The following is a 26,010-nucleotide window of genomic DNA, read 5'->3' on the forward strand; positions in this document are numbered from 1 at the left end:
TCAGAGCTTTCCGTTCTCCCTGAGCCACTCGCCGTACTTGACGAGGGCGTAGACGGCGTCAACCGCGTCCTCGGTGGTCTCGTAGACCGGAATACCCTTCTGCTCGATGTTCCTCGCCATCTTGTGCGGGAAGTCTCCACCGGGAGCCACGAAGACAATCGGCTTGCCGTAGGCCTTCATTCTCTCGACCGCGTCAATGATTCCCTCGTCGAGGGCAGGGCTCTGGAAGAGAGCTATGACGACGAGAACGTCGACGTTCGGGTCCTCAAGGGCGTAGCGCATGGCTATCTCGTACCTGCTCGACGGGGCGTCGCCTATGACGTCAATCGGGTTCTTGTAGGACATGTGAGCCGGAAGCTTTCCGGCCTTAACGTCCTCCTCGAACTTCTTAAGCGTCTCCTCGCTAAGCTCCGCCATCTTCAAACCGCGCTCGAGCAGGCCGTCGCTCATCATGACTCCTGCTCCACCGCCGTTGGTGACTATCGCGACGCGGTCGCCCTTGGCCGGCTTCTGCATTGCCAGGACCTTCGCGTAGTTAAAGAGCTGTCTCATCGTGGTCGCTTCCAGAACACCGCTCTGCTCAAAGGCCGCCCTGTAAATCGCGTAGGAACCCGCGAGTGAGCCTGTGTGGCTTGCGGCGGCCTTGGCTCCTGCCTCGGTCCTTCCGCTCTTTAGAATCACGACGGGCTTCTTGAGGGTAACGCGCTTTGCCGTCTCGAGGAACTTCCTTCCGTCCTTGACGCCCTCCAGGTAGCCGGTTATAACTCCGGTCTTCTCGTCGTCGCCGAGGTAGTCCATGAAGTCGCTCTCGTCGAGGTCGGCCATGTTGCCGAGGCTGATGAACTTGCTCATTCCGATTTTCTCCCTCGCGGCCCAGTCAAGGATTGCGGCACCGAAGGCCCCGCTCTGGCTCATGAAGGCGACCTTTCCGAAGGGCGGTCTGGCCTGCCTCTCGGGCGGGTTGAAGTTACAGTCGAAGCCGTTTTCAAGGTTCGTGACGCCGAGACAGTTCGGACCGACGACGCGAATGCCCCACTTCCTGGCGCGCTTAACGAGTTCCTCCTCGAGGTCGGCCCTTCCGGCCTCTTTGAAGCCGGCGGAAATGACTATCGCGCCCTTGACGCCCTTCTCACCGCACTCGTCTATGACGTCCGGCACGAACTTGGCCGGAACCGCGATGACCGCCACATCAATCTCGTCGGGAATCTCCTTGATGCTCCGGTAGACCTTGAACTTCTTCCCGTTGACCTCGATTTCACCGCCCTTGACGTTGACCGCGTAGACCTTGCCGTTGAAGCGGAGCGTCACTGAGCGCATTATGGCGTTTCCAACCTTCCCGGGCACGTGGGAGGCGCCTATGACAGCGACGCTCTTGGGGTAAAACAGGAAGTCGAGGCTCCCCATACAATCACCTCCGAAGTTTTTTCGGCCGATGTTATTTAAGGCTTCCGAGGGTGGACGTTTTATCCAGGAGACTTTTTAAAGGCGGTTCCCCTTTACATATATAAAGCTACCGGAACGGAAAAGGTTAAAACGCCTGAGCGTTTAAAGAAACATTGGAGCGTTAAGATTGGGTGGTCATAATGTCTAAGGTGAAGGTTATAACCGACCCAGAAGTCATAAAGCTGATGCTCGAAGATACGAGGAGAAAAATATTAGCCCTACTGCGAAACAGGGAGATGACTATTTCACAGCTCAGCGAAATTCTCGGAAAAACTCCACAGACGGTCTACCACCACATCGAGAAGCTCAAGGAAGCGGGCCTCGTCGAGGTCAAGAGAACCGAAATGAAGGGCAACCTCGTCGAGAAGTACTACGGAAGAACCGCCGACGCGTTCTACATCAACCTCTACCTCGGCGACGAGGAGTTAAGGTATTTCGCCCGCTCGAAGCTCAAGACGAAGCTCGACATCTTCAAGGCCCTCGGATACGAGTTTGACGAAGGCGAGCTCCTCAACGTTATGGACGAGCTCCTCAAGAAGGAGCACGAGTTCAAGACCGAGATTTCCGAGGAGATTGAGGCCAACGAGGAGAGGCTCAAGGAATTCTCCAACGAGGACATAATCCACGCCATAGACTGGCTCGCAATGGCCAGGATGGGACGCGATGAGGAGAGCCTCGAGCTCCTCAAGAAGCTCGGTGAACTGCTCAAGAAGTGATTGCTATGGCAAGGGGAATCAGGCTTCTCGTGCTTGACGTGCTCAAGCCCCACCAGCCGATAGTCACGGAGCTGGCCCTCGGACTGAGCGAGCTCGAGGGCGTCGAGGGAGTCAACATCACGCTCGTCGAGATTGACAAGGAAACCGAGAACGTCAAGATAACGATAATGGGCGACGACCTCGACTACGACGAGATAGTCAGGACGATAGAGGAGTTCGGCGGTGTGGTGCACAGCATTGATATGGTCGCAGCAGGTAGGAGAATAGTCGAGGAAGAGGAAACTCCTCAGGACAAGCTGGAGGAGTACTGAGTGAGGGAAGTCATAATAATCACCCAGCCCGAAAAGGTCAAGGTTCTATCGGACGAGACCAGGTTCAAGATACTCCAGCTCCTCAGGCAGAGGCCAATGACGATATGGGAGCTCAGCATGGCGATAGGCAAGGACAGGACAACGATTTACAGGCACGTCAAAGCCCTTGAGAAGGCGGGTTTTGTGGAAGAGCTGGGCAGTGAGGGCAACGAGAAGCTCTACGGCAGGACCGCGAGGCTCTTTCTCATAAAGGCCGAGCCCCACGAGAGCGTGGAGAACTTCCGACAGGCGTACCTCCAAGTGGAGGCAGAAAGACTCGTAAGAATCCTTGAAAAAGCGGGAATAGGAATTAAGGACCGGGAAAAACTGAAGGAACTCGTGAAGGACATCCTCAACGAAATCGAGATTAACTCCCAGCCGTTCATTAGGAGAATCTCCGAGGCCAACGTGGAGCTCAGCGAAATAGAGCTATTCCACTTCCTCAACATGCTCGTTTTTCTCCAGAGCTGTGAGCTCTGTGAGATGGCCGAGAAGGTTAAGAAGCTGATAGAGGTTTAAGAAACTTAAGACGGCTCACCGTCACCTTTTTCCTTTAAGGAGCGAGAGGAGCAGTGCCAGGATGAGAGACAGTCCGAGGATAACCACAAGCCCTCCAACAAAGCCCCAAACGCCCTGCTCTTGATAACCCTGTTTTAGGGCCTCAAAAATCCACGACTTTCCCCAGGCGAATGTTCCCGCGAGGGTTCCAATCACAAAACCTCCAAGGGAGAAGAATAACTCATAACGCGTTTCAATTCTCACGAAGAGGAGGCCAATTAAGATGGCCAAAGCCCCGGTCGGCAGGCTGAACGCAAGGAGAAAACCGAAGAGAAAGTAGAAGAGAGAACGCCAGTTAAGCCCCGACCCTGCCATGCCAGCACCCCGGCTCAGAACTCCTCCACCCATTTTACTGCCTTTGGAATCCGCTTCGCGAGCTCAAGGGCCGTGAAGTTCTCTCCGAGCTCTTCTTTCACAATGTCGCCGGCGAGACCGTTGAGAAAGGCACCGACCGAGGCCGACCTCAGCGGAGAGTTTCCGAGCGCGAGCAGGGCCCCGACGAGACCGGCCAAAACGTCGCCCGTTCCACCGGTCGTCATTCCCCTGTTGCCTGTCCTGTTGTACTTCCAGGTTTCTCCGTCGCTGATGACGTCGTAGGGGCCCTTCAGCAGGATTACGCCGCCAATTTCGCGGGCCTTTTCCCTCACCAGCCCAGCCCGCTCAATCAACCCCTCGGGGGACTTGACGCCGAAGAGAACGCTGAATTCACCTGCGTGGGGCGTTAGAACAAAGGCTTTACCTTTGAGAACGCCCAAATCCTCGGCTATCGCCTTCAACCCGTCAGCATCGATGACCATCGGCTTTTCACAGAGCCTCACGAACTCTCTAACGAACTCCTTAGTTTCCTCAGCGAGACCTATTCCGGGCCCGATGACGACCGCATCTACTTTCTCGGCTAGCTCAAGAAGGTCATCAAGGTGCTCGGTCGAGAAGTTCTCGCCCGGGAGGGGCCTTAGAATCAGGTCCGGGTCGCTTATCCTCTTCGCAGGTTCAGCAGGCATCGCGAGGTAAACGAGGTCAACGATGTAGCTCGCCCCCTTGGAGGCGAGGTACGGGGCACCGTAATAGCTTGAGCTGCCACCGATGACTAAAAGCCTGCCGTTCTGCCCCTTGTGCTGGCCCCTCTTCCTGAGCGCGAACTTTGCATCACCTGGCCCGACGAGATGGTAGAGCTCCCTCGGGTAGCCTATCTTCACTATAACCCTCTCAAATCCTTCGTACTCCTCCTTATCCCACTGGAAGGTAACAGCAAAATCTGCTTTAACGCGGACGTCGCTCGGGTAACCGCTCGGCAGGTCGACGCTGACTATCTTCGCCTTTCCAGCGTACTCGTTGATTTTCTCAATGGCCGAGCGTATGGGTTCCCTCGGCTCGCCCCTCGTGCCGGCCCCGAGGAGGGCATCCACGATGACGTCGTAACCACTTAGGTCAAGCCCTTTTATGTACGCGGAATCCTTGAGGACGCGGATTTTCACGAATTCAAGGCCCTTCAGGATTTCCCAGTTGTGTTTGGCTTCCTCGCTCCTTATCTTGGCCTCGTCGCCCACCAGAAAAACCGTGACGTCGTTCTCGAAGCTAAGATGCCTCGCGGCGACGAAGCCGTCGCCGCCGTTGTTCCCGGTTCCCGAGAATACCGCAATCCTGAGGCCCTTTCCAAAGCGCTCCTCTATCGTTCTCGCGACGCCGGCGCCGGCGTTCTCCATGAGCTGGTAAGGGGTTATCCCGAGCCACTTAGCGTTGATGTCCCAGACGTAAACGTCCTCAATTCTCATGGTATCACCGTTGATTATTGGGCCCAACGTATTAAATCGTTTTCAGTCGTTCTCCCGAATCACCGCGAGGAGAAGCAGAGAGCCGTACCATAGGAGTGCCCAGGGCAGAAAAAGGAGAGCCGTTTGAAGATAAATTCCGCCTAGGAAAACGCTTGGGAATTCAAGGGGAATGGCCAGAGCAAGGTAGGCCGTTAGAAGAGGTCCCAAGGGTAGACGGTCGCCGGCTACACCCATCAGAAGCTCCCAAGCGGCCATAACAACTACGTAGCTCACCCAAGCAAAGCCAGGCAATTTTCCAAAAATCCAGAAGTTGTACATGACCGTTAGAGAGAGGGAATAAGCGAAGGCAAAGGACCTCATAAAAAGCCTCAAAAAGAGGAGAAGACGAAGACGTCCCTGCATAATTATTCACCCCTGCAGTATAAAACCCAAGAAGCATGAGTTAAGGGTTATATAATACTTACGTGTAACTATTTTGAGGTGCACCAAATGCAGAGTACAAAGCGCATTTTGGCCCTGATATTAATACTGATTGTTAGCATAATAGTCCCAGGGAATATCCGTCTTGTTTCAGCGGCTGATTCTCCAACTGTGATTTATACATACTATGTAGACCCAAGCAAGGACACGATACACGTAAAGATGGAAATTAGCTGGCCCCAGTGGGATATTACTCTGCAACAAGAAGGCCTAGGATTTAGATGCCAGTGGAAAGTCACTAACGTGACGATATATGGAGATGGGGAGAAATTAACCATAGCTCCCCAGGTTTCAGATGATGGATGTATCAGTTATCTCCTTCCAACATCAAAATATAACAAGATAGTGGTTGAATACAACGTCCCAACAACAGTAACAAGAGGGTCAATTGATTACGTGCAATACAAGGGAGAGGACTTCATTTTAATACGGCCCGACATCTTTCTTCCAAAAAACCTCCCATATGATGTCACATCCGTGAAAACTCAGGTTATACATCCCCAAGAATGGGACGTGATAACCCCCGGAGGCAAAAAATTTTACGATGCCATTAGCGAGATTATATTTGGCAGCCATCACTTCATAATTGTTGCAAAAACAGGGACATTTTTTGAATATACCAAACAAACTGAAAAGGGAACACAGATAGGGATTTACATTCATAAATCAATCAAAAACGCGTACAAGATTGAAAAGCAAACCGTTAAGCTCTTTGAATACTACGAAAACCTCTTCGGAACGCCCTCTCCATATGGGGTTTACACGGTTGTATTTCTACCTGAGCCTCCAGATATGCCGATATGGGTTGGAGAAGGACAGTATGGACAAGGTATAAGTATTGATCCCTCGCTGAATTTTATAACCAGAATAAACCATGCAATGTTTCACGTATGGGAAGGATGGGGACCCGGAGGAATGGCAGGGATAGGCGAGGCAAACTGGCAGTGGGAAGGGATAAATGAGTATTATGTAACGAAATCTTCTCTTACAATGGGAATTATAAAAAGCTATAAGGAGTCTAGCACATTTAGAGAATTCTATGGAGTCTACAAAATGATGGTAAAAAACGGTGACGATATCGCATTATCAAAAGCTCCTGAATACTTCAACACTCATATAGACTGGAATCTCTGGCCAATTGGAATCCTAGCAATATACAAAAAAGGAGCCCTCGTTGCCATGCTCCTCGACCTCGAAATCCAGAAAGCCACTGGAGGAAGGAAGTCCCTCGATGATGTAGAAAGAATAAAATTCCAAGAATTTGGGTATCGAAAAAAACTCTACACAAACAAAGACCTCCTCAGGATTGTAAACAACGTGACAGGCCAGGATTTCTCATGGTTCTTTGAAAAATACGTGTGGGGCACCGCAAAGCTTCCAGTTGACAAATACTTCGAGGACTACGACAGCGACGGCATAATAAACATAGATGAGAACTCATGGAGGGCCACGATAGTCTACGGCGACGGAAGAGTTGATTCCGAATACGCGGAAGCACTAAAACGCCAAAGCGTAGACAACAATTTGCTTACGGATAAAGATGAAATCCCGGACAATCTCTTTCCGCTGATTCTCGTAGGCGGCCCGTTGGCAAACAACCTCACAAAGTTCTATCTTGAGAACTACTTTAACCTCAACATCACAAACGACTATCCCGGACGCGGAAAAGGCATAATAGCAGTCAAAAACATAAATGGGAGAAATGTGGTAATACTGGCCGGCTCAGACCGCTGGGGAACCAAGGCCGCTGTAGAGGTCTTTGGAAAAATGGAGAAGTATCCAGAAAACATCGTCATAGTGGACTGGAACAACGGAGAGCCAAATATCATCAAAGAAATTCCCTGGAACAATTGATTTAACTCAAAGACGACTCTCCAAGAGAATCAAAAAATATAGCCGGAGCTGGAGGTCTTTTTGTTTTTTCATTGACCATTATATGTTGAGATGGCTCGCCTGTAGGCATCCTCCGAGTAAAGCACCAGGTAGACCTTCTCCACGCTTCTCGCTTCCCTTAAGAACTCCTCAACGGTTTCTTTAAAAGTTCTAACGACTTCCTCAAGCGGACAGCCGTAGATTCCGGCGCTTATCGCTGGGAATGCTATGCTTTTGACGCCCAGCTCGTCTGCCTTCCTGAGCGCCCCCAGTATAGCCTTCCTGAGCTTCTCCTTCTTATTCCCGTCCCACACTCCCCCGCAGTAGGGGCCGACCGTGTGAATGACGTACCTGATTCTGTACTGTTCAAGTCTCATCGCCGGCGTTACAACGACCTCGCCGTGCTCTATTGAGTCCTTTCCAAGCTGTTCCCTCAAGGCTTCCTTGCTTATCCTGATGTACTCGCGGGCGTCTCCAGCGGCGGCCCTGGCTATGGCGTAGGCGACGCCACCGCTGTGCTCGAGGTAGCGGTTCGCGGCGTTTACAATCGCCTCGGCAGGAAAGCGGGTGATGTCGCCTTTAACAACCTCAAGCATTGCCCTCACCCACGATGCTCCTCAAAAGCTTTCTCTCCCTCTCGGAGAGGAAATCGTCACTTCCGACTATAAACACCGTGGCGCCGTGGACGAGGGCGTAGTCCCTGAGCGCCGACAGGAACTTGAGGACGCTGGGGAAGCCGTTTTCGAGGACGAGGTAGTCGAGGCCGTCAATGACGATGATGGGCTTTTTACCGGCTTCCCCAGCTTCCCTCATGAACTTGACCGCCATGTCGAGAATTTTGGGGAGGTTCGTAGGAGAAATTGCCCGCTCGTCGTGAACCGTCGTTATCCAGAACCAGTTGGGAGCGTTCCGCGGACTCCGGGAGAACACGAGGGCGGAGGAGAGAACGTCCTCCGGGGCAGAAGGAACTAGAACAAGGCCGGGCTTTTCATCGAGGCCAACGTCCTTGATTGAACCGATGGAGAAGTCCCCGACGAAAGACGTCCTCAAGAAGGTTCTAACCGACTCAAAGGCGAGGACAACGCCGAGGAAAGCGGGAACGATGCGGAGCCGGAAGAAGGGAATCAATCCTGAGAGGGCCACGACGACGCCGAGGAAAGCCTGAAGGGCCGACATCGGCAGGAGCGTTCTCCCCCCATAGAATCCGAGGAGAAGGGCCGAGAGAACAATCCACAGGCCGAGAAGGGCGTAGGCTGACGTTTCGTGTTCAGGATAGAACAGGAAAACGATGAGCACCGGGAGAATCGAGAGGTAGAGCAGACTCCTCGCTGTTTCATTGTTTAGGGTCAATTCGTCTATCGCCTCGACGTTGCCTGCCCACAGAAAGGCCGAGAAAAAGGCTAGGCCAACGATGTAGACTCCCCTATCCGAGGAGAAGACCGGAACGGCGAGGCTCAGCCAGGCTAATGAGTAGTAGAGGAGCGCCTTTCGGCCAGTAAGGTGATGGTTGTAGAAGAGGAGGACGTAGGAAACGAGCAGTGCAACGCCCAGGAAAAGGTCAAGATAGTTCACGCGCCACCTCCTCCGCCCGGTTCAGTATTTTCTCCTCATCCAGCGTAAGAACTTCGCGGTCGAGCATTAAAACCTTTCCGTCAACTATCGTCGTCTCAACGTCGTTGCCGTTAGCGGAGTAAACTATGTGGCTCACTATGTCGTGAATCGGCCTCAGGTGGGGCCTGTTGAAGTCGAAGATGACCAAATCGGCCAGGTAGCCGGGCTTTATGACGCCGGCGTTGAGACGGAGCGCCTTTGCACCGTTGACTGTCGCCATCTTGAAAACTGTCCTTGCATCTGCAACCGTCGGGTCGAGGTTGTGGACCTTGTGGAGTAAAGCGGCAAGCTTCATCTCCTCGACCATATCGAGGTTGTTGTTGCTCGCGCTTCCATCGGTTCCGAGGCCGACGTTGACGCCCGCATTGAGGAGCCTCTGGAGGGGCATCACACCGCTGGCGAGCTTCATATTGCTGGCGGGATTGTGGGCAACGGTGACGCCGTTCCTCGCGAGGATTGAAACGTCCCTGCTGTCGAGCCAGACGCCGTGAGCTATTATCACGTCGCTCCCGAAGAAGCCGATTTCGTCGAGGAGCACGACGGGGCTCTTCCCGTAGCGCTCCTGAATCTTTCCGAGCTCGGCCATTGTCTCTGCCACGTGAATCGTTATCAGCTTCCCGTGCTCGTCCGCGAGCTTCCTGACCTCCTTCAGGAGGGCAAGGGAACAGGTGTAGGGCGCGTGGGGCCCGAAGACGAAGTGGACCCTCTCCGAGTTGAGGCCCTCGATGGCCTTCATCTCGCGCAGGGCCTCTTTAATCTCCTTCTCCGTCCGCTCGGGGTCGCCGAGGTCTATCATGCCATAGGAGAGATACCCGCGAAGGCCCGCCTCAAGGGTTGCCTCGGCAACCGCGTCCATCTGGAAGTACATGTCGAGGAAAGTTGTCGTGCCGGTCTTAATCATCTCGAGTGCTCCCAAGTAGGCGCCGACCTTGATGTGCTCGCGCGTCAGCTTCGCTTCCCTCGGCCAGATGTGCTTTTCCAGCCACTCCATCAGCGGTAAATCGTCGGCGAGACCGCGAAGAAGACCCATCGGCGAGTGGGTGTGCAGGTTGACGAAGCCGGGGGAAACGACCCTTCCAGTCGCGTCTATAACGGTATCGGCGCCCTCGTTGATTCCCTTCTTAACCTCGACGATTCTGTTCCCTTCGATTAGAACGTCCGCTTTAACGACCTCAAGGTTCTCGCCGTAGAGAACGTAACCGTTCCTGATGAGAATGCTCACTCCGACCACCCCCTTTTAAAGGGGTGTGTTTTCTGCCGAGGTTAAAAAGATGTCGAAGAACACCCGAGGCGCCATAAATAAAAGGGAGACGGGAATCGAGGCTAACCCCAGTGTTTGTAGAGAGCCACCAGGGTTCTGAGCTGGGTGGTGGCAATTTTAATCTCGATGTACGCCTGTATCATATGGCTCAAGGCATCAACACTGTAGCCAAGCCGTATGGCCCTTTCGTAGTCGTGCTCGGCAAGACGAGCCAAGCTTAATGGGCCCTCAAGCAGGATGTCCGGGACTCGCAGCTCCTTCGCCTCGCCGTACAGTTTCTCAAAGAGCTCGCGCTGGTGGTTGTACTTGTTCCTGAACCTGTTGATAATCCTAGCCCGTCTCATGTTCTCCCTGCTGTATTTGACGACGTTCACTACGATACCGGTGGTGTTGGATATTCCGCCTACGTTAACGGCCTTAACTTCAATTACGTACGTTCCAAAGCTCAGGTTCTCAAGGGTGTAGGACGTTAACAGACCAACGTTGACCCACGTACCGTTGTTTACCCTGACCTCATAGTGGTCTATTCCAAGTTTATCCGCCCCGACCCACGTAACGGTAACGTTAACGGTATCGTTGGCGGGAATCACCGTGCCGTTCTCGGGTGAAGTTATGGTTATCCTCGGTACGCTGAGGCCGCCAATGGCGTAGAGGCTGAAGTGATTAACAACGGCCCAGACGTAGTTCTCCTCGGTGTTAACGCCTGCGTCGTAAACGAAGGGACCGTTTGGAATGGTTGAATTCACGTAGTCGGCCACGCGAACCCAGGTGCTTCCGTTCCAGTAGTAAAGGCTCAGCGTGGATTCATCTATCGTTCCTAGTTCGCTCTCGTTGTAGCGCACCTTGAGGGTGTACTTCTCAACGACGTTTTGGGTGGTGTTGTTTGATTCCACGGAGACCTTGATGTACTTAACGGGAGCAAGCGCGGTCTCGTTGGTGTCGTTGGAAGGCGATGCAACGACCAAGGAAGTGGCGTTTTCCTCGTTGAGAACGCTTTCATCTGCCGTTACGGTGGCGTTGACCGTCAGAAGGGCCCCGGTTGTGGCAGACTCGTTGACGTCCATCGTCAGCTCAAGGTCTCCACCCCCAACGGTCACATTGGAGGTCTCGTTGGTCACCACAACGTTTTCAACGATGGTTCTCTGCCCGTAGAAGACCAAGGACGTCTCCCCCACGTTTCCGGAGGAATCCACAACCGTTATCACTGCGGTGTATTTTCCAACGTACGGAACCGTGTAATCGTAGCTGTAGAATCCAGGCGAATCCCCGAGGTTCGTGGTAAAGCTGGTGCCGTTGGGGAGCACTATCGTCAAGTTAACGGCCCTGAGCGTATGGTCGTCCGTGCAGTAGAAGGAGATTGTAGTCGAGTTGCCAACGTCAACGACGGAACTGCTGAGGTTCGCCTTCAGGATTATCGGGTTCACCTCGTCCCCGCTGTACTGGTCGAGGAAGTACTCCTTCGTGTACGGGTATCCTGGGTTCCTGAAGGCAATCAATCTAAGTTGTGAGGCGTCGGGGTCGTAGCCCTCAACGACGAAGGGCCCGTTACCAACGAGGGAGTGTCCGTGCTCCAGTATAAAGGCGGAGGTCGAGGCATACCTCTCCTCTGCCTCCTCCTTGGAGACGTAGGGCTCCAGGTATTCCGGAATCGGGGCAGTACGGGCCAGGGATTCCAGCTCCCTCAGAAGGTCCTGAGAATGCTGCGGATTGAGCTGGTCAAAGTCCTCCAAATCCAGCTTGTGCTCGTTGTACGGGGGTTTGCGAATGAGCTCTTCAACGGCGTAGTAAATCTGCCAGGGAGCGAGGGGATACGGGACAAGCAGTGCCAGGCTATCAAGTTCCTGACCTGGAATTGGCACGTTGTTCTGGTACATGACAATCTGAACGGTGGTATCGTTTACCTGCTTAAACTCAACGGCTTTAATCTTATCAAGAACGCCCACGTAGTATTTGTTCGCAGGGTACAGTGAAAAGCCGTCCTGGGAGTACGTAATCTCCCACGCGAAGGACATGCTGGCTATGTAATCTGCAAGGGTCATGCGCTCTCCGTCGTGCCACGTCCCCAGCGTGCACGAGAGGGTTAACTTCACCGGCACCGTCGAGGTGTTTCCAACGGGTTTCCAGGTGTTGGTCAAGTCGTCCCATACGAGAGCATTTGCGGGAACGCTGACGTTGTACTCCGCCGAAACCGGCGAACAGTAGTTGCTAAAGACGAGGGACCTGAGGAGCCCACCGCCGTAGGTGGCGTAGGAGTCGTAAATGTTGGGGTTGGCCGGCGCCCCGAGGAGGGGGTTACTGCCTGGGTAGTAGCTACCCGTGTACAGGCCTACGCTCACCGTGCCGTCGGTCGTGTTGGCGGTTATGATTGACAGGCCGTTGAGGCCACTGCGCGGGCTCGTGGCGTAATCGTAGAGGCGGGAGGGGTTCACGGGGAAGACGTTGGTAACACGGGAAACGTAGACCCTGAAGGACTCGTAGACACCGAGGGCGGTTCCGAGCTTTATAAGGTCATCCTTCTGGGACTCATCGCTAAGGAAAACGTCCGCAGTTCCATCGCCGTCGAGGTCGACGTAACCGTTGTTTAAAAGGGCCCCGATTTCGTCGGTCGTCCAGTTGAGTATGCCCTCAAGCCTGGTTCCCGTGTAGTACTGAAGGTTCAGGGAAGTCGCCCCAGCGGTGACGTTTCCATCGCCGATTGCAGAGAGAACGTCCCCGACGGTGCTCCTCTCCGTGTTCTCTGGCGACCATTTCCAGCCGCCGAGAGCGGGTGCGTAGCCATGGCTGGAGTACATAAAGTACACGGTCCAAAGACCGCCCCCAGAACCAAGCCATCCTTCGGTGTAGTACGACCACCCGTAGGAGCGCGGGTCCGTTGAGTAAACGAGGTAGCTGGCCTCGCTTCTCGTGACTTCCTTTCTAACGACACGGAAACCGGCCTTCTCAAGCAGGTCCGCGAGGTAGTTGCCGAGCACGTTGCGCTCGTCTTCAACGCGTATAAGCCCCGTGACTTCAACGGGCCTGCCGTCGAAGTACCACGTTCCGTTCACCAGCTCAAGGGTGTGGCCCTCCTCCGCCACCTCCTGGGCCGCGGCGTTCATGGCATCGTTTATCATTATCAAAGCCTTGGCTTCGTTTCCATCGGGACTCATCCCGAGGATTGTTGGAATTGGCGCAACATCCTTGGAGTAGAAGTCAAGCCAGTCCGCAAACGGGGTGAACATCTCGTCCCCCATCCCCAAGAGGGCGGTGCGTATAAAGTAATCCCTGTTGATGAGCCAGTTTATAGCGAACCTTATCTCCCTGACCGCGAAGGGGTTGAAGTAGGGCGTTCCGTTAACGGTTATGATGTACCTGCTTCCAGGGTCGTGAACCGGGTTAAAGAGTATGTCAAAGTACTCCAGGCTGTTGGGAACCAGGGAAACGTTGGAGAGAACGTACTCAGGAATCCGGGAGACGGAGTAGGTCTGATAGCCGAAATCAACGTCTCCCTTAGAAACGGCGTACAGCAGGTCGGTGGCGTTGGCGTAACCGCCGATAAGCACGCGCTCCGGCACTGGGCCGAGGCTCGGGTTGGGGGTAAGCACGGTAAAGATGACGTCGTTGCCCAGTGAAGTGTTGACGGGGTTCTTGGCAACGGCCCTAACGTAGTACCGGGACCCAATGGAGAGCCCGTTCAACTGGAACTCGAAGGGGCCCGTTGAGTTCACGAACCTGTGTTCAGTTTGAAGGGTGGTGTTCGCCCCAACCGGACCGTACTCAAACCACACCTCCGTGAGGGCACCTCCGAGGTCAACGAGGAACCCGCGGAGTGTCACCGTTCCGTTGTTGAGAACGAGGGGAACTCCAGTGAAGACAACGGGAGTTGATGGGGCGACCAGGGGATATTCATCGGTGCTGTCGCCGGCCACAGTGTAAGGAACGTCCCCTATGCCGTCTCCGTTCAAATCAGCTCCAGCGTAGTCGCTCCAGTAGTTGCCGAGATAGTTGGTGAACTGAGAACCGGGAACGATGATGGTTCCGTTAACGTAATCGTAGGAGATTTGCTCTGGAGAATACCACCTGGCAGTGGAGTTCTCCATGATGACGTTCTGGGAGTTGTTGAAGCGATTTAGGTAGAAGACGTTGCCGGTTGAATTGTACATGTAAACGCCAGTCCAGGAACTGTTGACAACCGTGTTGTTAACAAAAGTATTGTTGTAAACCTCCCAAAGCCAGAAACCCTTCACGTTGTTGGCGATAACGTTGTTCTCAACGAGGGAATTCCTGGTGCCGTGTCTTAAAACGACTCCAACGGCTGTTTCATCCATCACGTTGTCAAAGACGTGGAGGCCACTCGAACCATCCGCCTGGAACGCACCGTTGTTGTCCCTGAAGTAGTTCCGGAACACGCTCGCACCCGTGACGTTGTAAAGCTCAAAGGCGTTGTAGCCGCTCCCAACGGCAAAACTGTCCCGAATGGTCAGATTACCGGAGTTAACGACAACCAAGGCCTGTCTTGAATTGTTGGCAAAGCTGTTCCCTCCAAGAACCACGTCAAAACTGTCCTCAACTGCTACCCCCGCGCCGTTGCCGAACACCTTATTACCTAAGATTACGCTGAGGTTCGATTTTATAAGTAGAATGCCGTTGTTTGCCCCCGTAATCGTGCTGTTGAGTATTCTCAAGCCAGGCGAGAGGTAGGCGGTTATCACCTGATAGTACGAGGAGTTTCCGTGGTTCAGGTAGCAGTTCTCCACGGTGTTGTTTGGGGAGTATTGAAGATAGATAACGTCACGGTAGGTATTGTAGATGAAGTTGCCCATGAATGTATTGTTCGGAGAATCGCTGACGTAGAATCCGTTTCCATTCGTTGAACCGTTTATCAAGTTGCCGGCGAAGAGGTTGTCATGAGAGCGTCCAACATAAACACCCGACCCTGTGCTGTTGAAAACAGTGTTGTTGGCCAGTAGCGAAGAATTAACGTTCCAAAGGAAGATACCCTCGCGACCCGAATATGAAATCGTGTTGTCAACAACAGAAACATTCTTGGTGTAAGATACGTGAATTGCCGAACCTTTTTCAATGCCCAGCGTGTTGAACCGAACAACGCTTCCAGTGGAGTTATAAAGGCCTATCCCCTCAAGAACGACTCCAACCAGCGTGTTGTTCTCAATAACGGAGTTCAAAGCTCCCTGCCCCTCAATTCCAAGTCCAATACCCGAGATGGTGTTTTTCAGAACCTTGCTGTCAACCGTGCCCCAGAGGGCAACACCCCTCCTAAAGGCCCCCTCTATCGAGTTGGAAACGACCGTAATTGACCTCGAATTCGTTAGCGGAACGCCGTATTCAACGTTCCGAAGCGTGTTGTCCGAGATTGTCACGTTGTAGGAGTTCCAGAGATGTACCCCGGACGCAGAGGGGCCCACGTAAAGCATGGCAAGATTGCTGAGAACGTCGGAGTCGGTCCACTCGTCGGAACTGTCCGATACCGCCCCAGTCCAGGGCACAGAACTGACGGCGGAGCTACCAGAACCCCCCGCAATCCACGCGATTATTGCAATGTCCCCCTGACGACCACCGAGGGCTTCCCAGGGTATCCTAACCTCCAGGGTCTTCAGTCCAGTCGTAGAATCACCGGTGTAAGCAGCAGAATATCCACTAAACCGGTCCTGATAATCGTAAATCCATGAGCCAGTGGCAACGTCGTACTTAATCAACTGCAAGCCCTCGTGAGTGCCGTTGTCGAAGGTGAGCTTGCCTCCGCTCCACCATCCATAGAGCTCGTAGTCAATGCCGTAACGCGAGTCAAAGCCAATGGAGCGGTTCCACGCATCGTTCTGCTCCCGGTATCCAATGTACCCAAACTGAGTGTATGGGTCAACGTCAATCGCAATGCCGTAAGAAACGTCCCAGCTCTCGTTGTTCCGGGTTGTCAGCGCGATGTAGAGATAGTCGGAGTCCCACGAAACGTAGAGCGACTCCAGGTTCGCACCGGGAAGACCACTGTCCGGAGCGGTGGCAAGGGGGCTTGACTGACCCCAGTCCTCAAGGGAGCCATCAATTGTCTTGGGAGTGGGCTGGAATGGGAACGAGTACAGCTCATCAACGCTGTTCCACCTGATAACGGCGTTACCAGAATCCTGAAGGGCAATGGCGTCGTACACGTTGTTCTTGATAGTGTTGTTCTCAATAACGAAGTTGGTGCTGTTTTGAATGAGTATACCCTGCACCCCACCCAGAACCGTGACGTTTCTGATTACGAAGCTCGCCGAAACGTCTTTGACGAGGATTCCGCACCACCTGTCACCAGCGTTCACCGTAAAGTTCTCCAGAACGTATGGGTCGTTTGGAGTTCCTGAACCGGAAATCAGCCAGTCGTAGGCGGAGAAGCCCTCGTTGCCCTCTATCGTGATGGGAGGAAGAACAGTAACGTTGCTAAAGAATCCCAGTGGATAGTCATCCCTGTTTTCGGAGTCAATTATGTACGGAACGTCGCCCACCCCATCGCCGTTGGCATCAGAACCGTAATAGTCGCTCCAGTAGTTGCCGAGGTAGTTAGTGAACTGAGAACCGGGAACGATGATAGTCCCGTTAACGTAATCGTAGGAAATCTGCTGGGGAGAGTGCCAGATGGCCAGGGAGTTATCAGCAATTACGTTTTGGTCATTTTTAAAGACGTTGAGGTAGAAGACGTTGCCGGTCGAGTTGTACATGTAAATGCCAGTCCAAGAACTGTTGACAACCGTGTTGTTAACAAAAGTATTGTTGTAAACCTCCCAAAGCCAGAAACCCTTCACGTTGCCAACCATTACGTTGTCCTCGACGATAGAATCGTGAACGCCGTACCTGAGAGCAACCCCAACGTTGGTGTTTTCCATCCTGTTGCCCGCGATGACGAGTCCCGTTGAATTGTCGGCCTGAAGGGAACCTCCAGAACTGTTGGCAAAGACGTTCGAGAGGAGCCGTCCGTTACTGGAGGAGTAAACCTCAACACCGTTGTAGGTGGCGTTGAGGAACCTGTTGGATTGAACGGTAAAGTTCGTCAAGTTTTGAACGACGAGCCCCTGCCTGAGAAGGTCAGAGATGGCGTTTCCTGAGATGCTAACGTTGACGGAATCAATCGCGACAACGCCAGCGCCCACGCCGTAAACAACGTTTCTCTCAATCCTGGAGTTATGTGATTTGGAGAACAGGTAGATTCCATTATTCACTTTTGTGACCGTGTTGTTGACCGCAACAGTGCCGGGAGATTCATAGACACTAATTCCCTGAGATGTTAAGATGTTGCCATGTTCAACGTAGTTCCCCGCGAGCAAGTTTCCAGGCGAAAACTGAAGTTGAATACCGTCCTCACCCGTATTAACTATCCTGTTACCAGTAACAACGTTGAGTGTGGAGTTCCAGACGTAGACACCGTCTCCACGGAGAACGTTGTGAATTTCGTTGTTGGATACGTTGTTTTTGTCGGCGCGGTTCAGAGAAATCCCGCTGTAGAGGTTCCCGTCCAGAAAGTTCCCCGCGACGGTGACGTTGGAGACGTTATCACGTAGATATATACCGAACTGGTTTCCAATAAGGGTATTGTTTTCGACGGCCATTTCGAAGACATTTCTAACCAAAAGAATCCCTTCTCCACCGTTGTTTGTGATTTGGTTGCCGTAGATAGCCCCTCCAAAGGTATCGTGGACGTACACACCCTGTGAGGTAGCGTTGGCTATGCTGTTGTCGTGAATCACCGTGTAATTGCCCCAACCGACTCCGATGCCATAGCCCCTGTTATTAACAAGGGATATCCTGTTGTAGGCAATCTCCGTCTCGGGAGTATACCCCAGGTACACGCCCCCGCTGGTTACGTTGAATATTGTGTTATTCAGTATCCGGTTCCCACTTCCCGCAGACCACATATAAACACCAAAGCTGGAAGTATCGTGGAGATAGTTCCCGACGAGAACGTTGTTGGAAGCGTTTTCGTTCAGCTGTATGCCATAACGCCCAGAGAAAACCTCGTTTTCAGAAACCACGTTCATGTGAGAGGCCGTCAGGGCTATTCCACTGTAGTTAACGTTGTATATGATGTTGTTGAGAATCCTGTTACCCTCCGGGCCGTACCGGAGGTAAACTCCATAGGCCATGTTTCTCATAACGTTCCCCGACACCGTGTTGTTGGCGTGGAGGCCCTTCTCCAGGAGAACACCGTACCAGACTATGTTCTCGAAGGTGTTGTTGGAAACAACTATATTGCTGCTGGCTCCAAGGCCTGTAAAGTTCGTTAGCACAACGCCAGCCCCGGAATCGTGAAAGTAGTTGTTGACTATAAGCCCGCGCGAAGAGTTCTCAACGCGAACGCCATCGTTGGTGACGTTGCCGAGGTCAGAGAACTCGATGACGAAGTTGCTAACGTTTTCGAGGTAGATGCCGTAGTAGGAACCGAACACGGTAACGTTCCTTATGACAAAGTGGGCCCTTACATTTCGTATTTCAATCCCTGCCTGACTTCCAGAGGCGTTTATAACCCAGTTCGCGATTATGTATGGATTTTCCTCGGTTCCATTGCCCCCAAGAACAACGTCGGACGATGCGAGCTCGGAGTCCCCGTTTATAACAACGGGGGAGTGGTTCCAACTCGGGGAATTCGCGGACACGAACGCCATTGGTGGGAAAATTGCAAAGAGGGCAATTGCCACCAGCAACAGGGAAACTAATTTTTTCATCCCGTTCCCCCCGCTTGACGCCTTATCAACCCCATGCCGGATTTTAGTTTACATGATTACAGCATTAATTTTGTAGTATTTCCAAGAAATTATATAAGACTTATGTCCATGCAAAAGTTGAATAGCCCAAAGGGAGCGCTGGAACGTATCAAGTTATTAATTTTGAAATCCCAAAAAGACCAGAGGGAAGGTAAGAACAGAGAACAGAAAGGGCGAAGACTCACACGAACATCGTTTTCAGGACATCGGCGCAACCGCACTTCCTCTCTTCCGGAATCCTCGGGATGCCCTTCTTAAGCAACTCCTGAACCTTGTAGTTGTTCTCGGCCATGACCTTGAGGACCTCCTGGGCATCAACCGGCTTGTCGGCCCAGACGTCGTAGTCGGTGACCGTTGCGATGTTCACGTAGCACATTCCGAGCTCCCTAGCTAGGTTTATCTCGGGGACGAGCGTCATTCCGATGATGTGGGCGTACTGGCGGAACATGAAGCTCTCGGCGCGCGTTGAGAACCTCGGCCCCTCGATGCAGACATAGGTGCCCTTCTCGTGGACCGGGAAGCCGAGCTCCTTGGCAGTCTCGTAGAAGATTTTCCTCATCTCGGGGCAGAAGGGGTCGGCCATCGATACGTGGGCCACGCGCGGGCCGTTGTAGAAGGTGTAGTCGCGCTTCTTCGTGAAATCGATGAACTGGTCGGTTATGACTATGTCACCCGGCTTGTACTCCTCGCGGAGCGAGCCAACTGCCGTAACGCCGATTACGCGCTCGACACCGAGCTCCTTGAGCGCCCAGATGTTCGCGCGGTATGGAACCTCATGGGGCGGGAACTCGTGGTGCTTGCCGTGCCTCGGTATGAATGCCACCTCAACGCCCTCGATTTCGCCGATTTCCACCGGAGCCGAGGGCCTGCCGTAGGGCGTGTGAACCTTGACCGTCTCCTTCGGCTCGAAGACGCCGTAGACCCCGGAACCACCTATGATACCTATCCTCGGCATGGTCATCACCGTGTTAAATGCTCGCTCCACTCATATAAGGGTTGCCTTTCCAGTGGAAACGAAGGGCGGAAACTTTAATAACCTTTGGGAACTAAATATTCCGGGGGTGGTGAGATGGAGGAGAAACCAGTCAAGCTCGTCCTGCCGGAGGTAAAGAACCCGATATTCATCGAGGGTTACCCTGGAATAGGCCTCGTGGGTCACATAGCGGGCAACTTCCTGGCTAAAGAACTCGGAATGGAGATGATAGGCTACGTCGAGAGCCCGTTCATCCCGCCGATGAGCATAGTCCTCGAGGGGAAGCCCAACCCACCGCTCCGCTTCTACGGCAAGGACAACGTAATCGTGGCCATAGCGGACATCTACGTCCCCCCGACGCTCGTTAACGAGATAGCAAAGGAACTCGCGAGCTACCTCAGCGAGATGAAGGCCGAGAAGGTAATCTCCATCGGCGGAATCGGCATAGGCTTCTTCAAGGAGAAGATGGAAGTGTGGGGCGTCGGCGCGAGGGAAGAGCTTAACAGGGAGCTCGAAGAGGCCGGAGCGAAGATACTCCAGTACGGCTCGATTATGGGGATGAGCGGAAAGCTCCTCTGGGAGGCCGGCAAGAGAGGGCTGAACGCCTACGTGCTCCTCGGCGAGACGTTCGGAGACAGACCCGACCCTAGGGCCGCTGCCAACGTCATCGAGGTCCTCAAGAAGCTCACGCCTATTGACGTCTCGACGGAACCGCTCATCAAGGAGGCGGAGATGATTGAGGAACAGCTCAGGAAGATGCACGAGCAGATGGAGCAGGCGAGGAAGAAGGAGATGAAGCAGTACGAGAGCCTCTACCTCTGACCTCCTCTCCGCCCCAAAGGACGGAGGCCCTCAACATGAGGACTTCGGTTGCGGTAAACCGCATATGGGTCGGCCAGAGACCCATCCACCCAACGGATATACCGCTAGGTATCATCAATACCAACTACATGCAAACCTTAATAAACTTTGTGGTAGTAGTAATAATAATGTGTGGCATAAAACTCACACAAACTTTCAAGTTGATGAAGCCAAACAAGAGAAAAAGGGAGTTGTTGGACGCAACTATTGAAAGGTTCAAAGAGTGCGTTAATGCTTGGATTTCAGAAATTGAACAGCTTGGCGAATACCCAACGAGGAAAAACGTCCACTCATTTGCATATAAAAAAATCCGAGAGCAATTCAAAGACCTACATTCTAACGTGGTTCAAGAGGCTATGAACAGAGCCATTGAGGTTTATAGGGCTTGGCTTAAGACAAAAGGACAAAAACCTGTTTTCACAGCAGACGTTGTTTCGTTTAAGAACGTTGATGTTAAAATTGACAGACACTTCATCAACGTTCCGTTAATCAATAAAGAACGGGTTTGGTTGCCAATGCATGTCCCTAAAAAGCTCAGAAAGTTCCTCAAGATGAAGCACGGCAGGGTCCAAATTTCAAAAGTCGATGACGAATACTACGCCCAAATTAGCTTTGAGGTTCCAGAGCCAAAACCATATGAACCAAAAGGCTGGCTTGGTGTAGATATCGGGATTAACCACATTGTCGTAATCTCGGACGACAAGGGAAAAATAAATAAGTTCTATGACAACGCAATTGCATGGAAAAAGAGTGTTGAATACCGTAGGGCAAGATTGCAGTTTCTTAAGGATAAACGAACAAAGAAGGGGGCTTGGAGAATTCTCAAACGACTTTCCCACAAGGAGAAGAACAAGATGGCTTACATAAACCACAAGATAGCAAAGGAGATTGTTGAACTAGCCAAGCACTATCACTATGGCATCGCCATTGAGAATCTTAAGGGGATTAGGCATCATTACAACGCCAAAAGGCACAGAAAGAGGCTCCATAAGTGGGCATATGGAGACTTGATCGATAAAATTGTCTATAAGGCCAAATTAAACGGAGTTCCAGTAGTTTTTGTTGATCCGAGAAATACCTCAAGGACTTGTTCCAAATGCGGGTATTTGGTTGAGAAGGGGGTCAAAGGGAGATGGTTTAGATGTCCAAAATGTGGTTTTCAATTGGATCGGGATTTGAATGCGGCAAGAAATATTGCAAAGCGGGCTTTCCGCCTCGCCCCCTGGGGGGCTTCCAGCTCACAAAGGAGGTGGTAGCATGGAGGCGGTAATCCTCGCTGGAATCGCGAGACGGGTTTTGGACGAGCTCCTGAGGAATCCATACCGAACGATAGAGCTCAGAAGCGCGAGGAACGTTTTGGCCATCGAGGAGGCGATAGACGAGGCCCTCAGGCTGTTCCTCACCTACGACCCCTTCGACGACGTCTCCACTGGAACCGAAGGTCTCCTCGCGGAGCTGATAGAGGCCAAAGAGCTTGAGACGAGGGTTCCCTGGGAGGAGAGCGATGAGAGAGAAATCACCGTCTGCAGGGCAAAGGTGAAGCTGGTCGGCCTCGGACGGGTTGTGGAGGTCGAGAGAAGGGACGGAATCCTCGTGGCGAGGGTTAGGGAACTATTCCCACACGAGATGAGCATGGGCTAAAACAGCTTGAGCTGTTTTCCCCTCGATTTCCTGCCCCTCTTTGGCGGTTCGAGCTTCCTGAACTCAAGGCCCTCCTTTTCGAGCAGTTTTTTGGCGCCGGAGGTGAGCGAAGGGGCAACTAAAATACCCCTGACGTTCTCGTGCTCCTCGCGGAGGGTTTCGACGTAGCGCTTGAGCTGGCTGACCGCATGCAAATCCGCCCTCCTGCGCTTCAACTCGAGAACGACGAGGTTTCCGTCTTTGTCAACGCCGAGAACATCAACGATGCCGTGCTTAATCGGCTTCTCTCGGTAGAGGGGCTTAAAGCCGGGCTCTATAACCTCGGGATTCTCGAAGATGAGCTCGGCCATCTCGGCCTCGCTACCCGTCAAAGCGAGCTCCTCGTAATCCTCTGCGTGGAAGACGGTGATTAGGTAAACTTCCTCAAGCTCGACCTCCAGCGTTTCCCTCGGCTTTCTCCTGACCGAGACGAGAACGGGCTTTTCGCGGAGCTCCAGCCTAACCACACTCCCCGGCGGTTGCCAGTTAACGGGTTCGCGCTTCTCCTTCTGGTGTATGAGGAAAGAGCCGTCGGGCTTGACGATTATCACCCTGTCGCCGGGGCCGAGCTCACTCTTTGCCCGGCCATCGTAGTGAACCCGACAGCGGGCGAAGATAGTAAGCACTCCCTCGGAGGAAACTGCCGAATCGACGAGGAGCTTTATTTCCTCTGGAGACGGGTTCTCTCTGAGCTCAACCTTGGGCATGGAGAAGAGTTTGAAGGGCCGTTTATAAAGCTTACAAGAAATATCACCATCTTTTAGCATCAGAAGATAAGCCCGCAGAGGAACGTCCCCAAAATGGAGAATCAAAAACGGAGGAGTGCTGAAATGGAGGAACTATAGCGAGTGCAGTTGGATAAAAACCTTTACAAGCAGAGGGGCGATGGCAAGAGCAATAATCAGGAGCAGTAAGAGGCCAAGTCTTCTCCTCTTGGGCAGAATTAGAATTCCGATAATGCCATACAGAGCGTTCAGAGCAGAGAGCAACAGGAGGTTCTTGCACAGATAATTATCCGTACAAACCTTCAAAAGTGGCCGTACTACTGTGATGTTAAAGGCCCAGGGATACCCTGACATTAAACGAACAAGGACAAGAAAAGCGCCGGAGAGTAGCGAGAGCAGTAGGGCCTTCTCAAAGGAATGGGAAAGCCGTCTTCCGGTAAGGAGCTCGTAGAGTATCAAAGCCGTCCCCAAAACAGATATCAGCATAGAAATCATTAGCAAAAGTCCAATAGAGGAAAGTACAAGATAAACGGCAACGGTAAAAATAGTCCCTTTCTTAACCCCGAATGCAAGGACTGCAGTGCTGAAAACGCCCCACATTGCAACGATGTTAAAGATGTCCCTCGTTGAATCACCGATGATTTTAGGGTCGACTTCATTTAAAACCCTTGGTAGCTCTCTGAACTCAAACCGGTATCCAGCTTTTTTCAGCAGTCTTCCAACAAAGAGAGCAACAATAACCAGAGTTATAAAATAGGAAACCACAGTAATCAGCAACCAGGAGGTGTTGAAATTATCCCGACTAATATCGTGAGGAGGATTAATGTAAAACCACGCCCATATGAAGGCCCATATTACCAAAGGAGCCGTTACAGCCTCTATTACCAACCTTTTTCCTGATTTCATTTTGAACACCCCTTGGCGGGATTTAACGTTTGAATAAGGACCAGACGACGAAGAGCATGGCAACAGCAAGTGAAAGCAGAACAACCGTGAGGATTCTCCTCCCAACTCTGCGCGAGAGGTACAAACCAAGAAAGCCGAACAAAGTGTTCAAAACCGAGAGAACCAGGAACTTTTCGGCATTCGCAACCACGGCGTTGAATATTCCCAGGATTTCCTCTGGGTAGTTCTGGGTTGCAAGATAACGGGAGACGACCCATATTGGAGGAATTGCGATGGTTGAGACAAGGGAGGTTTTACCGATGAACTCAAAGGCATCCTCAGCCCTCTTGTCCCTAAGGAAGTAGAAAGGAAGCGCTAAAATCCACACAATCATCGTGGCAAAAAGGGGATACCCCCCAATTAAGAGGAGAACTATGCCAACGCATGTGATTAACACTAAAGAAAAATCTTTGAACTGCAGAAGCAGGGTGCCCAAAAATCCCCAGAGAAGAAGATGATAGATGATACACCTTTGCACTTCATATAAGAGATACCCCGGCTCCCATGGTTCATTCCAATGTCCCTCCAAAATAACATGTAGTCGTTTAATATCTCTTTTAGTATAGCCATGTTTCTCAAGAATTCTACCAAGGAAAAATACAATTGAAAATACCACGGGGATAAGAAGCACTATCATTGTAATAACCCATCCAAAAGTTATACCTCCTACCTTTACCCAAACAAATCCCCACAATGAGAAAGTGGCCACTATCATGAGAACAATCATTATAAGTCCCTTGTTTCCCCCCATAAGGCATCACCTATAACCTCTAAAAAATATAGATAAATAAATCTCTCAAATATTTTAAGGCAATAGAGCACTAAACGCTGCACATATTTGAGGACAGAATATTGGAGTCAGGACCGCAGCACAGCCACTAATGCATCCGGGGAAGGGTATCTTGCATAGTAACCTTCCGCATGCCCCCTCCTTTATAATGAGTTCACTACATACATACGAGCAACCTCCACTTACTCCTCCACTTATGAGTGTATTCCATCCCCAGTCGGAGCTACATAATGCAGTGCATCCTGCGGTGCAGAATGCCCCACCAAGGAAACAGGCCCATCCAAGCCACCCCCCACTAGATACCATAGCACCTAAGCATACTATAGTAAAAGCTGATGTACAAGCCAAATCACAGAGGTGAGAGCATCCTGAATAGTCATCGATGACTATAGCATATCCCAAGTTTGTCTTTCCATTGTACTCGGGTAGTTTAAGCCTCACCAAGTGAGATAAGTGCCTTAACTCGTAGGCACTCCTGTCCCAAATCCAGCTTGTCTCGTCGCCCCTGCGAAGCTTCATAAGAACTTTGTTCAGAGTCCAATAGTAATCAGAAAGCGTAAGGTTACCGAGCACTAGCACAGTATCCCCAACAGGAACTGCCCTGTTCTTATCATCAGGAGCAATGTTCATTCCAGTAACAAAAACCGTGTACTTTCCAGTCTTCGGGTCAGTTAGGATTTTAGTTATCAACGTAAAATTATACTGACTCCTCTCGGCCCTATAAACAAGGTTATATATGGTGTAGTTAAAGGTGGCATTGTAAACAGTAACCTTGATGAACAACAACTGTTCATGCTTCCTTGTCATGTTGTACAGGGTAGTTATTGAAACATTAACGTGAGCGCTTGTATTAACAGCACCACAGGAACTGGCGTTCTGGCAAGCACAGGGAGAATGCGTTAGATTAGTAAGGTTTAACGTTGCATTCACCCACGTGACGTTCATCTGAAGCTTGCCCTTGTCATCGTACCAAGCAACCACAGCCCTCCTGAAGGTCACGCTGGCATTGTTAGTGCTCATGGCCATGGCCTGCGGAGCCTCAATCAACTGCAGGCTCAATACCATGAAGACCAGAACGACTCCAAACGTCGTCTTCCTCCAGTTCATGGCCACCACCCGACCAGTTAGTCAAGGAGAGCCGACAATCGCCATATATAAATTTTTCTTTTTACAAGTTAGATTCAATAACGTTTTTTTTTCGTAGGATTTTCAATTTTCAACAGTATCAAAACGACGAGAATGAA

At 51.9% G+C, this 26,010-nt stretch carries 20 protein-coding genes; 7 read left to right on the plus strand and 13 right to left on the minus strand.

The genetic code is table 11. The features are described 5' to 3' along the window. A complete protein-coding gene (locus BD01_RS08655; protein WP_042692060.1) occupies positions 1–1,404 on the minus strand; it encodes an acetate--CoA ligase family protein in 1,404 nt (467 codons plus the stop codon). A 179-nt stretch (positions 1,405–1,583) separates the two neighbouring features. On the opposite strand from BD01_RS08655, the gene BD01_RS08660 reads away from it, so the two are divergent. Genes BD01_RS08660 through BD01_RS08670 form a run of 3 tightly spaced genes read left to right on the plus strand, consistent with a single transcriptional unit; the run spans position 1,584 to position 3,028 of the window. Continuing rightward, complete coding sequence (locus BD01_RS08660) at positions 1,584–2,159, plus strand: winged helix-turn-helix domain-containing protein (protein ID WP_042692062.1); 576 nt, start codon at positions 1,584–1,586, stop codon at positions 2,157–2,159. Between the two features lie 5 nt (positions 2,160–2,164). Then, positions 2,165–2,470, plus strand: coding sequence for a DUF211 domain-containing protein (locus BD01_RS08665; RefSeq protein WP_042692064.1), 306 nt, complete (start codon positions 2,165–2,167; stop codon positions 2,468–2,470). Further along, positions 2,471–3,028 (plus strand): ArsR/SmtB family transcription factor, encoded by a 558-nt coding sequence (locus BD01_RS08670; protein WP_042692066.1) that lies wholly within the window; start codon positions 2,471–2,473, stop codon positions 3,026–3,028. A gap of 21 nt (positions 3,029–3,049) precedes the next feature. On the opposite strand, the gene BD01_RS08675 is transcribed toward BD01_RS08670, so the two are convergent. Genes BD01_RS08675 through BD01_RS08685 form a run of 3 tightly spaced genes read right to left on the minus strand, consistent with a single transcriptional unit; the run spans position 3,050 to position 5,241 of the window. Continuing rightward, positions 3,050–3,382: a hypothetical protein gene (locus BD01_RS08675; RefSeq protein WP_042692068.1), complete on the minus strand. Its 333-nt coding sequence runs from the start codon at positions 3,380–3,382 to the stop codon at positions 3,050–3,052. Between the two features lie 14 nt (positions 3,383–3,396). Continuing rightward, positions 3,397–4,839 (minus strand): bifunctional ADP-dependent NAD(P)H-hydrate dehydratase/NAD(P)H-hydrate epimerase, encoded by a 1,443-nt coding sequence (locus tag BD01_RS08680; RefSeq protein WP_042692071.1) that lies wholly within the window; start codon positions 4,837–4,839, stop codon positions 3,397–3,399. A 42-nt stretch (positions 4,840–4,881) separates the two neighbouring features. Further along, on the minus strand, positions 4,882–5,241 hold the full coding sequence (locus tag BD01_RS08685) for a hypothetical protein (RefSeq protein ID WP_042692074.1): 360 nt from the start codon (positions 5,239–5,241) through the stop codon (positions 4,882–4,884). 87 nt (positions 5,242–5,328) lie between these two features. On the opposite strand from BD01_RS08685, the gene BD01_RS11085 reads away from it, so the two are divergent. Beyond that, a complete protein-coding gene (locus BD01_RS11085) occupies positions 5,329–7,173 on the plus strand; it encodes an S-layer protein (RefSeq protein ID WP_051482196.1) in 1,845 nt (614 codons plus the stop codon). Positions 7,174–7,241: 68 nt separating this feature from the next. On the opposite strand, the gene BD01_RS08695 is transcribed toward BD01_RS11085, so the two are convergent. The 5 genes from BD01_RS08695 to BD01_RS08715 all read right to left on the minus strand — a co-directional run bounded on the left by BD01_RS08695 (position 7,242) and on the right by BD01_RS08715 (position 19,747). Next, entirely contained in the window at positions 7,242–7,787 is a 546-nt protein-coding gene (locus BD01_RS08695) for a [protein ADP-ribosylglutamate] hydrolase (RefSeq protein WP_042692077.1), read from the minus strand. Then, complete coding sequence (locus BD01_RS11090) at positions 7,780–8,763, minus strand: DUF835 domain-containing protein (RefSeq protein ID WP_051482197.1); 984 nt, start codon at positions 8,761–8,763, stop codon at positions 7,780–7,782. Before BD01_RS11090 ends, BD01_RS08695 begins: the two co-directional genes overlap by 8 nt. Then, entirely contained in the window at positions 8,750–10,024 is a 1,275-nt protein-coding gene (locus BD01_RS08705; protein ID WP_042692079.1) for an amidohydrolase family protein, read from the minus strand. The genes BD01_RS11090 and BD01_RS08705 overlap by 14 nt, the downstream gene beginning before the upstream one ends. A 101-nt stretch (positions 10,025–10,125) precedes the next feature. Next, positions 10,126–18,753, minus strand: a complete 8,628-nt coding sequence (locus tag BD01_RS08710; RefSeq protein ID WP_042692082.1) for a NosD domain-containing protein — start codon at positions 18,751–18,753, stop codon at positions 10,126–10,128. 220 nt (positions 18,754–18,973) lie between these two features. After that, positions 18,974–19,747: an S-methyl-5'-thioadenosine phosphorylase gene (locus BD01_RS08715; RefSeq protein ID WP_042692084.1), complete on the minus strand. Its 774-nt coding sequence runs from the start codon at positions 19,745–19,747 to the stop codon at positions 18,974–18,976. 114 nt (positions 19,748–19,861) lie between these two features. On the opposite strand from BD01_RS08715, the gene BD01_RS08720 reads away from it, so the two are divergent. From BD01_RS08720 to BD01_RS08730, 3 genes are read left to right on the plus strand one after another with little or no spacing between them, the layout of a single operon-like run. Continuing rightward, positions 19,862–20,587: a proteasome assembly chaperone family protein gene (locus tag BD01_RS08720; protein ID WP_042692087.1), complete on the plus strand. Its 726-nt coding sequence runs from the start codon at positions 19,862–19,864 to the stop codon at positions 20,585–20,587. 35 nt (positions 20,588–20,622) lie between these two features. Further along, positions 20,623–21,882, plus strand: a complete 1,260-nt coding sequence (locus BD01_RS08725) for an RNA-guided endonuclease InsQ/TnpB family protein (RefSeq protein WP_051482198.1) — start codon at positions 20,623–20,625, stop codon at positions 21,880–21,882. 1 nt (position 21,883) lies between these two features. Further along, the gene (locus BD01_RS08730; protein ID WP_014122819.1) at positions 21,884–22,267 is read left to right on the plus strand and encodes a DUF473 domain-containing protein; all 384 of its coding nucleotides are present in this window, start codon (positions 21,884–21,886) and stop codon (positions 22,265–22,267) included. Here BD01_RS08730 and nucS read toward each other — a convergent pair. The 4 genes from nucS to BD01_RS08750 all read right to left on the minus strand — a co-directional run bounded on the left by nucS (position 22,264) and on the right by BD01_RS08750 (position 25,873). After that, on the minus strand, positions 22,264–23,013 hold the full coding sequence (gene nucS / locus BD01_RS08735; RefSeq protein ID WP_042692089.1) for an endonuclease NucS: 750 nt from the start codon (positions 23,011–23,013) through the stop codon (positions 22,264–22,266). The genes BD01_RS08730 and nucS overlap by 4 nt on opposite strands. Before the next feature lie 132 nt (positions 23,014–23,145). Further along, positions 23,146–23,937, minus strand: coding sequence for a hypothetical protein (locus BD01_RS08740; RefSeq protein ID WP_042692091.1), 792 nt, complete (start codon positions 23,935–23,937; stop codon positions 23,146–23,148). A 22-nt stretch (positions 23,938–23,959) separates the two neighbouring features. After that, positions 23,960–24,727, minus strand: a complete 768-nt coding sequence (locus BD01_RS08745) for a hypothetical protein (protein ID WP_042692094.1) — start codon at positions 24,725–24,727, stop codon at positions 23,960–23,962. A 54-nt stretch (positions 24,728–24,781) separates the two neighbouring features. Continuing rightward, a complete protein-coding gene (locus tag BD01_RS08750) occupies positions 24,782–25,873 on the minus strand; it encodes a hypothetical protein (RefSeq protein ID WP_042692096.1) in 1,092 nt (363 codons plus the stop codon). Positions 25,874–26,010 lie beyond the last annotated feature (137 nt).

The sequence above is a fragment of the Thermococcus nautili genome (assembly GCF_000585495.1).
Classification (GTDB): domain Archaea; phylum Methanobacteriota_B; class Thermococci; order Thermococcales; family Thermococcaceae; genus Thermococcus; species Thermococcus nautili.